Source organism: Bradyrhizobium sp. AUGA SZCCT0176 (genome assembly GCF_018130145.1).
Classification (GTDB): domain Bacteria; phylum Pseudomonadota; class Alphaproteobacteria; order Rhizobiales; family Xanthobacteraceae; genus Bradyrhizobium.
Genome location: NZ_JAFCMB010000025.1, coordinates 71,643 through 82,290 on the forward strand (window position 1 = coordinate 71,643; position 10,648 = coordinate 82,290).

Sequence of the window (10,648 nt, forward strand, 5' to 3'; positions counted from 1 at the left end):
CAGGGCTGGAGCTCCAGCCCACTTTAAGAATTGGCGACGGTGGTTATGGGTCCCGGCGTTCGCCGGGACGACAACAGATCAACCTTCCGTCTTCAGCGCGCCGGGAAAATGCCGTTGCAGCACGGCCGTCGGCACCGAATAGGCTTCCTGAAGATCGACGCTCCAGTATTTCAACTCGTCGAGCGGGATCCGTACATCCGATATGGCGCAGCGCACATAGGTTCCCGGCGAGACCACGCGGAAATCGCCATCCAGATATTGCACCTGCGCTTCGCCATGTCCCGAGGGACCGAATTTATTCAGCACCGTAAACTCTCCGACAGGTCGGCCAATTCACAGGCCGACTAAAGTGTATTTTCCAAATCCGATCTATCACAGATAGGTTGGGCTGTCCGCTCCCGAAACCCACTCGATTGTGATGAATTTCCGCCGATTGCGTATGATAACCTCCTGATTATGGTACGCTTTGCCCCAAGCGCCATAACCACCCGGCGAACACGGATGCGCCCAGCGACGCTGCTATTCCTGACGCTGTTTGCCGCGGCCTGCGCTGGCGTGCCGAACGCAGCTTCGGCCGCGCCATTACCGGCCCCCAAACAGGTCGATATCCCCGCGCCAAAACTCAACTTGCACGCCCAGCTCTACAAACCTGACGGCGACGGGCCGTTTCCCACCGTGATCGCGCTGCATGGCTGCGGAGGCTTGAGCGGGCATTCCGAGCCGGTGCTGCCGCGCTACCGTGACTGGGTCGAACAGCTATTGAAGGCGGGACACGCGGTCGTGCTGCCGGACAGTTACGGCTCGCGCGAACTCGGCCCGCAATGCCGCGACAAGGAGCGCCGCGTGCTGGCGCGCCGCGAGCGGGTCGCCGATATCGTGGCGACGCGGCGATGGCTGGCGCAGCAGGCCTGGGTGGCGCAGGATCGCGTCAGCCTGATGGGATGGGCGAACGGGGCCAGCGCCCTGTTGTGGGCGGTGCGTCCGCAAGCCTGGCGCAATGACGGGCCGGATTTCCGCTCGGCGGTCGCCTTCTATCCGGATTGTCGGATTTCCGCCGGCCTCGGCTGGAGCGCGCGGATGCCGACGCTGCTGCTGATCGGCGCCAAGGACGACGTCAGTTCGCCATCGGCCTGCCGCCAGATGGTGGAGGGCGCCCGCGGCCGCAGCGCGCTGGCGCGGATCGAAATCTATCCCGGCGCGCCTCACGATTTCGACCGCGCCAACCTGCCGCTCCGTGCGCTCAGCGGCGGCGACGCCGGCCAGCCGGAGCGCGGCCACATCGGCACCGACGCTGAGGCGCGCATCGATTCGCAAAAGCGCGTGGCCGAATGGCTGGCAAGGTGACTCTTACCCTCCCCTGGAGGGGGAGGGTCGACGCGAATGAAATTCGCGGCGGGGTGGGGTGACAGTCTTTCCAATCGATCAGTATCCGAGCGGAGGGAGTGTCACCCCACCCCGTCTCGCATTTCGCTTCGCTTCACGCGAGCCGACCCTCCCCCTCCAGGGGAGGGTGAAGAAAGCGCGTTCCCCTAAAACAAACTTCCCTGATCGACCGGTTTCACCACCCGCTTGGGCGCAAGCGTCTTGGTTTCCCGCCGGGCAAGGGTCGGCTGGCTGGTCGGCCCTGATGTTGCCGCCGGCCGGTCCGCATCGGCCGTCGCCGCGACGCGGCCGTCGGCGAACTCGATCGAAAGATTCGCGCCCGGCCCGATCGAGGCGGCGGCATGCACGGAATGGCCGTGTTCGTCGCGCACCAAGGCAAACCCGCGCGCCAGCACGCCGCGATACGACAGCGCCGACAGCAACTGGCCGCTATGCGCAACGCGGGCGTTGAGCCGCGTCATCGCTGTCGCCAGTGCGCGGCGCGCGCGCTCGGCAAGGCGTTGCGTGCGCTCGCGGTCGCGCGCGATCGCGTTACGCTGTGCCTGGGCGTTGGAAAGTTTTGACGCTTTCAGCCTGACCTCGAGTCCGGCAAAGCGATCGCGGCGGTTGCGCAGCAGGGCGCGGGCGGAAAGCCTGATGCGCTCGCCGGATACGGTGAGACGGTGCCCCGCCTGCGCGACCTGTCCGCGCAGCACCTTCAACGTCAAACCGGCGCTGAGCTGCGAGAAGCGGCGGTGATGCGCGTTGGTGTTGGCTTTCAAGCCGCGGGGCAGCGATGCACCCGCGCTGTCCAGCCGCTGCCGCGGGATCGCCAATAATTCGCTGGCCGCGGGCAGGGCGCGCGCCGCGGCGCGCAATTCATTGCGGCGGCTCTCCTGGCCGCGCAGCCAGCACACCATGGTGCGGCGCGCGAGGCCGGCAATCTCGACCAGCAATTCGCTGCGCACGGGCACCGCCATTTCGGCCGCCGCGGTCGGCGTCGGCGCGCGCTTGTCGGCGGCGAAATCGATCAGCGTGATGTCAGTCTCGTGGCCGACCGCCGAGATCAGCGGGATCATGCTCTCGGCGGCGGCGCGAACCACGATCTCCTCGTTGAACGACCACAGGTCCTCCAGCGAGCCGCCGCCGCGCGCGACGATCAGCAGATCCGGCCGCGGAATCTTGCCACCCTCGGGCAGCGCGTTGAAGCCGCGGATCGCCGCGGCAACTTGTTCGGCGGAGCCTTCGCCCTGCACCTTCACCGGCCACACCAGCACGCGGCGCGGAAAGCGGTCTTCCAGGCGGTGCAGGATGTCGCGGATCACGGCGCCGGTCGGTGACGTCACGATGCCGATCACTTCCGGCAGCCACGGCAGCAATTGCTTGCGCGCCTCGTCGAACAGGCCCTCGGCGCCGAGCTTCTTCTTGCGCTCCTCCACCAGCGCCATCAGCGCACCGATGCCGGCGGGCTCGATGGCTTCGATGACGATCTGGTATTTCGACGAGCCCGGATAGGTGGTGAGCTTGCCGGTCGCGATGATCTCGAGCCCTTCCTGCGGCTTGAAGCGCATTCGGGAATGCACGCCCTTCCAGATCACGGCCTCGATCTTGGCACTCTCGTCCTTCAGCGCGAAATAGCAGTGCCCGGAGGAATGCGGCCCGCGGAAGCCGGAGATTTCGCCGCGCACCCGGACATGGCCATAGGCGTCCTCCACCGTCCGCTTCAGGGCGGAGGAGAGTTCCGAGACGGTGAATTCGGGCGCGTTGAGCAGAGGTTCGGTCGCGGGCATCTCGTCCAATCGAATCAGGCTTTTGGAGCTTCCACGCAAGGTAGGGATTTCGGCCATCCCCGCCAATCTATCTTGCGTTGCAGATAACTCTGTATTATAGAGTTCTCCAAGATGAACCCAACCGATGAGGAACGACCATGTTCAGGCAGTTGGTACGCGGCAGCTTCAGCACCTTGAAACGGGCGCTCAGCGCCGTTGGCGCGATCGCTTTGCTGATCACGGGGCTGGTCGCCACGCCACTGACGCGCCCCCCGGAGCTGCCATCGATCTCGGCTGCCCGCGGCACCGTCGATCTCAGCACCTTGCCCGCGGTCGAGCGGTTTCAGGCGCGAGACGGCACTGCGCTCGGCTTCCGCCACTATGCCGCCAATGGCCCGGCGACCGGTCGCGCCGCCATTGTGGTGCACGGCTCCTCCGGGTCGAGCGGCGGAACTATCCACGCGCTGTCGACGGCGCTGGCGACCCGGGGCGTCGAAACCTGGGCCGTTGATATTCGCGGCCACGGCACGTCTGGCACCCGCGGCGACATCGGCTATGTCGGCCAGCTCGAGGATGACCTCGCCGATTTGGTCGGCATTATCCGCACGACCGCGCCCGCCAAGCCGCTGACGCTGGTTGGCCATTCCTCCGGCGGCGGTTTTGCGCTGCGCGTCGCGGGCTCGTCGATCCAGGACCTGTTCGAGCGTACGGTGCTGCTCGCGCCCTATCTCGGTCACGACGCCCCGACCGGCCGGCCCAATTCCGGCGGCTGGGCCAAGGCCGATGTTCCGCGCATCGTTGGTCTGTTCGCGCTGCGCAGCATCGGCATCACCTGCTGCGACGCGCTGCCGGTGCTGGCGTTCGCGGTGCCGCCGAATTCCGAGAAGAACCTGGTCGGAACCTACAGCGACCGCCTGATGCGCAATTTCGCGGTCCGCGACCGCGATTTCCGCCACGATCTCGCGGCGGCCAGGAAGCCGATCACGATCATCTCCGGCGCCGATGACGAACTGATGTTCGCGGACAAGTACGCACCTTCTGTGCATGCGATAGCCCCCGCGGTTGACGTCAAGCTGATCGATGGCGTCAATCACATGGGCATCGTCAGCGTACCCCGCGCGGTATCTGCGATCGCCGAGGACGTCGCCACGCGCGGCACAACCGGGTCGTAACCGCGATCGAGGGGAAGGCGACATGATCGACAGCCAGCAAGCTTCCGAGGCGCTCGCGGATATCAGGGAGATCGCGCGCCGCGTCCGCCAGTCGCGGATCTACAATCTGGCGAGCCTGCTCATGATCATGTGGGGCGCGCTGGTGTTCATCGCCAATGCCGCCTCGTTCGGCTGGCCGCGCCATGCCGGCTACATCTGGATCGCGGTCAATGTGGTCGGCCTCGCGGGCTCGTTCGTGGTCAGCGCCTTCACCCATTCGCGGACCGGCGTGCGCACCTTCGACCTGCGGACGCTGATGGCGTTCCTGCTGTTCTTCGCCTTCGGGCTCGCCACCTGCATGCTCGCCCATTTCGGGCCGCGCGAGCTCGGCGTGTTCTGGGCGATCTATTTCATGCTGTTCTATACCATCGCCGGGCTCTGGGTCGGCCTCGCCTTTGTCGTCATCGGCGTCGGCATCTCCGCGCTGACGTTGATCGGTTATTTCCTGGCCGGCAACTGGTTCGAGCCATGGATGGCGATCGTGAATGGCGGCGGGCTCGTGCTGGGCGGCCTCTGGATGCGCCGGGAATAGCGATGACCGGGCTCGACGACATCATCCACCAGCCGCTGCGCTTGCGAATCATGGCCGCCCTGAACGCGCTGCCGCCGGGTACCGGGCTCGAATTCGCCAAGCTGAAAAAGCTGACCGGCGCCACCGACGGCAATCTCGGCGCCCATATCGAGACGCTGTCGAAGGCCGGCTATGTCGCTGTCGACAAGGCCTTTGTCGGCAAGAAGCCGCAGACCACGGTGACCGCGACCGCGGCCGGCCGCGGCGCCTTCGCCCGCCATGTCGCGATGCTGCAGGAAATCATCGCGGGGCAACCACCTGAATGAATTCGCGGCCAGGGAGCCCGACATGCAAACCGCCATTGCCATCCTCACCCACACGCCGCCATGGGTCTTCGTCCTGCTGGCACTGCTGATATGGCAGGGATGCATGGCGTTGCGGCCGCGCTCGCAGCCGCTGGCGCGGATGCTGATTGTGCCTGCGGTGTTTTTTCTGATGGGTCTTTCCCGGCTGGTGCTGGGCGGAAAATCGATCGGCCTGCTGCTGGTCTGGGTGGCCAGTGCGACCGCGTTCGCCGCGCTGGCGCTCTACACCGGGCCGCGGTCGGTGACGATCGACGGCGAAACCGGCCGTATCCTGCGCCCCGGCAGCGTGGTTCCCCTGATGCGCAACCTCACGGTCTTCATGCTGCAATATGCCGTCGCTGTCGTGACGGCGATGAAACTGGGCGCCATCTGGGAAGTGGCCGCGGCGGGGCAGGCGGTGTCAGGCGCCTGTGCCGGCTATTTCCTGGGCTGGACGATTGCATTGTTGCGCAGCTATCGGGCGCGCCTGGCGGTGCCGGCTACGCCCCAGCAAATCAGTTGATATCCCCTTGCAGACAGCGGGAGATTCGTGCGACCGACTGGCCATCGGTTCCCACATCTGGCTCCAGTCATGAACATCCTCCTGCTCGGTTCCGGCGGCCGCGAACATGCTCTGGCGTGGAAGATCGCCGCGTCCCCGCTGCTGACCAAATTGTGGTGCGCGCCGGGCAATGCCGGCATCGCCAAGGACGCCGAATGCGTCGCCATCGACATCACCGACCATCCGGCCGTGATCGATTTCTGTAAGGCGCACAAGGTGGATTTCGTGGTGGTCGGCCCGGATGCGCCGATCGCCGCCGGGATCGTCGACGATCTCAACGCCGCGGGCTTCAAGGCGTTTGGGCCCACCCAGGCTGCGGGCCGGCTGGAGAGCTCAAAGACCTTCACCAAGAATCTGTGCCGCGACAACAACATCCCGACCGCGGCCTATGAACATTTCACCGACGCGGCAAAGGCAAAAGCCTATATCCGCAAGCAGGGCGCGCCGATCGTGATCAAGGCCGACGGTCTTGCCGCCGGCAAGGGCGTCGTCGTGGCGATGAGCGAAGCCGAGGCGCTTGATGCCGTCGACATGATGTTCGGCGGCGGTTTCGGCGAGGCGGGCGCCGAGGTCGTGGTCGAGGAATTCATGGTGGGCGAGGAGGCCTCGTTCTTTGCGCTGTGCGACGGCGAGCACGCGTTGCCGCTGGCGACCGCGCAGGACCACAAGCGCGCCTTCGACGGCGACCAGGGCCCGAACACCGGCGGCATGGGCGCCTATTCCCCGGCGCCGGTTATGACGGAAGCGATGTGCACGCGCGTCATGAACGAGATGATCTATCCGACGCTGCGCGCGCTCAAAGCGATGGGATCGCCCTACAAGGGCGTGCTCTTTGCCGGCGTGATGGTGACGAGGGACGGCCCGAAACTCGTCGAATACAACGCCCGCTTCGGTGATCCGGAAACCCAGGTGCTGGTGATGCGGATGATGTCGGATCTGTTGCCGGCGCTGATCGCCAGCGCCGACGGGCAACTAAAGAATTTCAGCCTGCGCTGGTTCGACGATGCGGCGTTGACCGTGATCATGGCGACCAGGGGTTATCCCGGCAGCTACGGCAAAGGCTCGGCGATCTCTGGCCTGGACGACGCCGCCAAGGTCGAGGGCGTCGAAATCTTCCACGCCGGAACGATCGCGAAAGACGGAAAAATTCTCGCCAGCGGCGGCCGCGTGCTCAACGTCTGCGCCATGGGCAAGACGGTGACCGAAGCGCAGCAGCGCGCCTATGCGGCCGTCGACCGCATCAACTGGCCGGAAGGCTTCTGCCGCCGCGACATCGGCTGGCAGGCGGTGGCGCGGGAGCGCTGACAGCACCTGCAATCCGCGCAACGCTTCCCCGCGCGTTGGCCCACTGGACACGCATATGTTGCGCTGTCCAAAATCGCCAAAACGGAGGAACTGCCTGATGGCGATTATCGATTCCCAGGTTCACGCCTATGAGGCGAACACATCGAAGCGGCCCTGGGATACGGTGCCGAACTGGCCCGATCACGTCACCGGTGACGAGATGGTGGCGGCGATGGACAAGGTCGGCGTCGACGGCGCGATCTTCATCTCGGCCTTTTCGATGTACCGCTACGACGCCAGCTATGCCGTGGAAGTGGCGCGCGCCCATCCCGGCCGGCTCGCCATCGTCAAGCCGGTCGATCCTGACAATCCTGATGTGGCCGATGTCGTCGCCGACTGGAAGAAGACGCCGGGCGCCGTCGGAATCCGCATCATGCTGCGGAAGGATTCCGGGCGCGCGCCTGATGACCCCGGCCTCGACCGCATCCTGCGCGCGGCGGTCCGCCATGATTTTCCGGTCAACATCCTGTGCTGGGACAATCTCGACGCCGGCACTGCGGTCATCGATCGCCATCCCGACGTCAGGTTCATTGTCGATCATCTCGGCATCCTGCAGCCGCGCGTGCCGCCGGCGCCGCCGCAGCCCTGGGCCGAACTGCCGAAAGTGCTGGCGCTCGCCAGGCGCAAGAATGCCGTGATCAAGGTCAGCGGCGCCTGCACGCTGTCCCGCGAGCCGTATCCGTATCCCGACATCTGGGATCCGCTGGCCCGCGTGTTTGAAGCCTGGGGTTTCGACCGCTGCCTGTGGGGCACCGACTGGACCCGCGCCTTCGCCGTCGTCAATTACGAGCAGGCCGTCACGCCCTTCCTCAAGACGGATCGCCTCAGTGACACCGAGCGGGCCATGCTGATGGGTGGTGCCTGCGCCAAGGCCTATGGCTGGTCACCGAGCAAGGGTTAGCGCATTTCAGCAAGGTCGCGGCCCTAGCTCGGGGATTGCTTCCCATTGACCATCGAAAGAACCGTGCGGGCGAGATCGGCGGGGGAATCCACCAGCTGGTCTGCGCCAGCCGTCTCAAGTTCGTCCCTTGTGCCATAACCCCAGAGCACGCCGAGACCGCGCATTCCGACCGCGTGGGCGCCGGCAATATCATGCCGGCGATCGCCGACCATCAGGCTGTGAGACGGCGAAAGACCGTGCCTGGACAGGATATGGGCAAGCAGCTCGGGCTTGTGATCCAGCTCGCCGCTCGGCACTGAGCCATGGATGCCATCGAAGTATCTGGCAAACCCCAGATGCTCCAGAATGCGGCTCGCGAAAATCTCCCGCTTCGACGTCGCGAGATAGATCCGCAATCCGCATCGCTTCATCTCTGCAAGGCAGTTGCCAATTCCCGGATAAGGCACGCTGCCGAGAAACCCGCTTTCACCGTAGTGCTGACGATAGGCAATGACTGCTTCACCGACCCGGTCGTCTCCATGTGACTGCAGCAAGCTTTGCATGATCTCTTCGAGCGGCGGCCCGATGATGTGTCTTATGTCGAGAGTTTCACCCGGTTCATGTCCAAGGGCGCGCAGCGCCGCCAGGCAGCTTGCCAGAATGCCGGGATACGAATCGATCAGGGTGCCGTCGAGATCCAGAAGAACGGAGCACGTCATGATCCAAAGCTAGCGGCCAAGGCAAACCTGTACAAGTTTGTTTGATTTCGTTCCTGCGTCGGTCATTCGCGGCAAGGCAATGCAGCAGCAGGTCCAGCCATGTCGTGGTGAGGTCTCATCCGGCGCAGCCGCCGCCCCATTTCCCGTTACTAGCCTAAGCCGATCCGATGGCTTATCTTAAGGCCCGGGGCAGGCAATGACAGCACGTTCTGGAGCAGGCGGCGGATCGAAAAAGCCGCAAAGCCGTACGGCGAAGCCGCGAAAGCGCAGCATTGCGCCAAAGGTCGCGCGCGTCTCCAGGTCAGCGAAAACGGACGTCGAAAATCCAGCGCAAACCGAAGTCGAGCAACTTGCCCTCGAACTTCAGCAAGCCAGAGAGCGCCAGGCCGCGACATCCGAGGTCCTGAGCCTCATCGCCGATGCGCCGACCGATCTTGCGCCGGTGTTCGACCGGATCGTCAGGAACGCAGCGCGGCTCTGCCAGAGCGTGCTGAGCGCCGTCTACCGCCGGGAGGGGGACCACGTCCACCTGGTCGCGCACGATCAGTTTTCAGCGGCATCGGTGGCGGCGGTGCGCAAAGCCTATCCGGCTCCGCTCACCAGCAAGAATCTGATCTCGGTGGCGATCCGCGAGCGGCGCGTCGTGCATGAGCCGGATGTGCTGGTCTCCGGCGGCTACAGCGAACTGCAGAAGACATCGGGCTATCGCAGCATCCTGATCATGCCGATGCTGCGCGACGAGGTTGCGATCGGCGCGATCGCGGTGATGCGGCTGGAGCCGCAATTATTCCCCAGGGCGCAGGTCGAACTCTTGAAGACCTTTGCCGGGCAGGCGGTCATCGCCATCGAGAACACGCGGCTGTTCACCGAGTTGCAGGAACGCAGCCGGCAGCTGTCGCAATCGCTTGACGATTTGCGCGCCGCGCAGGGCAGTCTGGTACAGACCGAGAAATTGGCCGCGCTGGGGCGGCTGGTGGCGGGCGTCGCGCACGAGATCAACACCCCCGTCGGCACCAGCCTCACCGTGGCCTCGGCATTGATCGACAAGACCAAGCGATTTGAAGCCGATGTCGCCAAGGGCGACGTGCGCCGCTCGACGCTCTCGGAATTCATTGCGGCCAGCCGCGAGGCGGCGTCGCAGATCATGTTCAATCTTGGCAACGCGGTCGAGCTGATCCAGTCGTTCAAGCAGGTTGCCGCCGATCGCAACGTTTCGGATCGCAGGCGCTTCGATCTCGGCGAGGTGACCGAGCAGGTCGTCAGGGGACTACGGTACGGGCTGCAAGGTCAAAATCTGACGGTCGCCGTCGAATGCGAACCCGATCTTGCCATGAACAGCTATCCCGGACCTTACGGCCAGGTGCTCACCAATCTGGTTCTCAATTCCGCGGCGCACGCCTTCCCGGACGGCGGCCGGGGATCGGTCCATATTGCGGCGCAGGCATCGGGCAAGGGCAATGTCGAGGTGCTGTTTTCAGATGACGGCTGCGGCATGACCCCGGAGGTCAAGCGCCAGGTGTTCGACCCGTTTTTCACGACCCGGCGCGACCAGGGCAACACCGGCCTCGGGTTGCACATCGTCCACAACATCGTGACCAATCGTCTGGGCGGCCGGATTCATCTGGAAACCAAACCCGGTGCTGGAACGAAAATCCAGATCATCATGCCGCGCGAAGCGCCGCGGGAGTCGGCGGCGGAGTAGGGCGGGCTCTCACGCCTTGTCATTCCGGGGCGCGCGTAGCGCGAGCCCGGAATCCATCAGGCCACATGCACGGTCGCACCATGGATTCCGGGCTCTCGCTTCGCGAGCCCCGGAATGACGGAGGAGAGAGGTGCGACAAATTAACCCGACGGGCAAAATTCCACTTTCCTCGTCGGGCAAATCAGCGGTTTGAATCGTCGCGTCCCGCCCGACAAGAGGGGCGTGCGCACGTCACGAACGCGCG

The 10,648-nt window shown here is 64.9% G+C and carries 10 protein-coding genes and 2 pseudogenes; 9 read left to right on the top strand and 3 right to left on the bottom strand.

From position 1 onward, the window contains the following. Positions 1 to 78 precede the first annotated feature (78 nt). Positions 79 to 306: a DUF2093 domain-containing protein gene (locus JQ600_RS32565; protein WP_211993604.1), complete on the bottom strand. Its 228-nt coding sequence runs from the start codon at positions 304 to 306 to the stop codon at positions 79 to 81. Between the two features lie 195 nt (positions 307 to 501). Between JQ600_RS32565 and JQ600_RS32570 the strand changes: the two genes are divergently transcribed. Then, positions 502 to 1,344, top strand: coding sequence for a dienelactone hydrolase family protein (locus JQ600_RS32570; protein WP_212390353.1), 843 nt, complete (start codon positions 502 to 504; stop codon positions 1,342 to 1,344). Positions 1,345 to 1,529: 185 nt separating this feature from the next. Here JQ600_RS32570 and xseA read toward each other — a convergent pair whose 3' ends face one another. Beyond that, the gene (gene xseA, locus JQ600_RS32575) at positions 1,530 to 3,152 is read right to left on the bottom strand and encodes an exodeoxyribonuclease VII large subunit (protein WP_212390354.1); all 1,623 of its coding nucleotides are present in this window, start codon (positions 3,150 to 3,152) and stop codon (positions 1,530 to 1,532) included. 137 nt (positions 3,153 to 3,289) lie between these two features. On the opposite strand from xseA, the gene JQ600_RS32580 reads away from it, so the two are divergent. From JQ600_RS32580 to JQ600_RS32605, 6 genes are all read left to right on the top strand, one after another. Continuing rightward, positions 3,290 to 4,303, top strand: a complete 1,014-nt coding sequence (locus JQ600_RS32580; protein ID WP_212390355.1) for an alpha/beta hydrolase — start codon at positions 3,290 to 3,292, stop codon at positions 4,301 to 4,303. A 22-nt stretch (positions 4,304 to 4,325) separates the two neighbouring features. Continuing rightward, a complete protein-coding gene (locus JQ600_RS32585; protein ID WP_212390356.1) occupies positions 4,326 to 4,874 on the top strand; it encodes a hypothetical protein in 549 nt (182 codons plus the stop codon). Between the two features lie 2 nt (positions 4,875 to 4,876). Beyond that, positions 4,877 to 5,179 carry a transcriptional regulator gene (locus JQ600_RS32590; RefSeq protein ID WP_212390357.1) on the top strand — a complete coding sequence of 101 codons (303 nt, stop codon included), beginning with the start codon at positions 4,877 to 4,879 and terminating at the stop codon, positions 5,177 to 5,179. Continuing rightward, on the top strand, positions 5,133 to 5,720 hold the full coding sequence (locus JQ600_RS32595) for a DUF6622 family protein (RefSeq protein ID WP_312011063.1): 588 nt from the start codon (positions 5,133 to 5,135) through the stop codon (positions 5,718 to 5,720). The genes JQ600_RS32590 and JQ600_RS32595 overlap by 47 nt, the downstream gene beginning before the upstream one ends. Positions 5,721 to 5,789: 69 nt before the next feature. Continuing rightward, a complete protein-coding gene (gene purD, locus JQ600_RS32600; RefSeq protein WP_212390359.1) occupies positions 5,790 to 7,064 on the top strand; it encodes a phosphoribosylamine--glycine ligase in 1,275 nt (424 codons plus the stop codon). A 97-nt stretch (positions 7,065 to 7,161) separates the two neighbouring features. Continuing rightward, entirely contained in the window at positions 7,162 to 8,004 is an 843-nt protein-coding gene (locus tag JQ600_RS32605; protein WP_212390360.1) for an amidohydrolase, read from the top strand. A gap of 23 nt (positions 8,005 to 8,027) precedes the next feature. Here the strand turns inward: JQ600_RS32605 and JQ600_RS32610 are convergent, their stop codons facing one another. After that, on the bottom strand, positions 8,028 to 8,702 hold the full coding sequence (locus JQ600_RS32610) for an HAD hydrolase-like protein (protein WP_212390361.1): 675 nt from the start codon (positions 8,700 to 8,702) through the stop codon (positions 8,028 to 8,030). 196 nt (positions 8,703 to 8,898) lie between these two features. On the opposite strand from JQ600_RS32610, the pseudogene JQ600_RS37100 reads away from it, so the two are divergent. Next, a pseudogene (locus JQ600_RS37100) lies at positions 8,899 to 9,543 on the top strand (GAF domain-containing protein); the annotation flags it as partial. Positions 9,544 to 9,606: 63 nt separating this feature from the next. Next, positions 9,607 to 10,404 (top strand): annotated as a pseudogene (locus JQ600_RS32615) (sensor histidine kinase); the annotation flags it as partial. Positions 10,405 to 10,648 lie beyond the last annotated feature (244 nt).

What these genes read in the sequence shown, in the direction of transcription:
- JQ600_RS32605 (WP_212390360.1), top strand. Translation starts at nt 7,162, where the DNA reads ATGGCGATTATCGATTCCCAGGTTCACGCCTATGAGGCGAACACATCG.
- JQ600_RS32590 (WP_212390357.1), top strand. Translation starts at nt 4,877, where the DNA reads ATGACCGGGCTCGACGACATCATCCACCAGCCGCTGCGCTTGCGAATC.
- JQ600_RS32580 (WP_212390355.1), top strand. Translation starts at nt 3,290, where the DNA reads ATGTTCAGGCAGTTGGTACGCGGCAGCTTCAGCACCTTGAAACGGGCG.
- JQ600_RS32610 (WP_212390361.1), bottom strand. Translation starts at nt 8,702, where the DNA reads ATGACGTGCTCCGTTCTTCTGGATCTCGACGGCACCCTGATCGATTCG.
- JQ600_RS32570 (WP_212390353.1), top strand. Translation starts at nt 502, where the DNA reads ATGCGCCCAGCGACGCTGCTATTCCTGACGCTGTTTGCCGCGGCCTGC.
- JQ600_RS32595 (WP_312011063.1), top strand. Translation starts at nt 5,133, where the DNA reads ATGTCGCGATGCTGCAGGAAATCATCGCGGGGCAACCACCTGAATGAA.
- purD (WP_212390359.1), top strand. Translation starts at nt 5,790, where the DNA reads ATGAACATCCTCCTGCTCGGTTCCGGCGGCCGCGAACATGCTCTGGCG.
- xseA (WP_212390354.1), bottom strand. Translation starts at nt 3,152, where the DNA reads ATGCCCGCGACCGAACCTCTGCTCAACGCGCCCGAATTCACCGTCTCG.
- JQ600_RS32585 (WP_212390356.1), top strand. Translation starts at nt 4,326, where the DNA reads ATGATCGACAGCCAGCAAGCTTCCGAGGCGCTCGCGGATATCAGGGAG.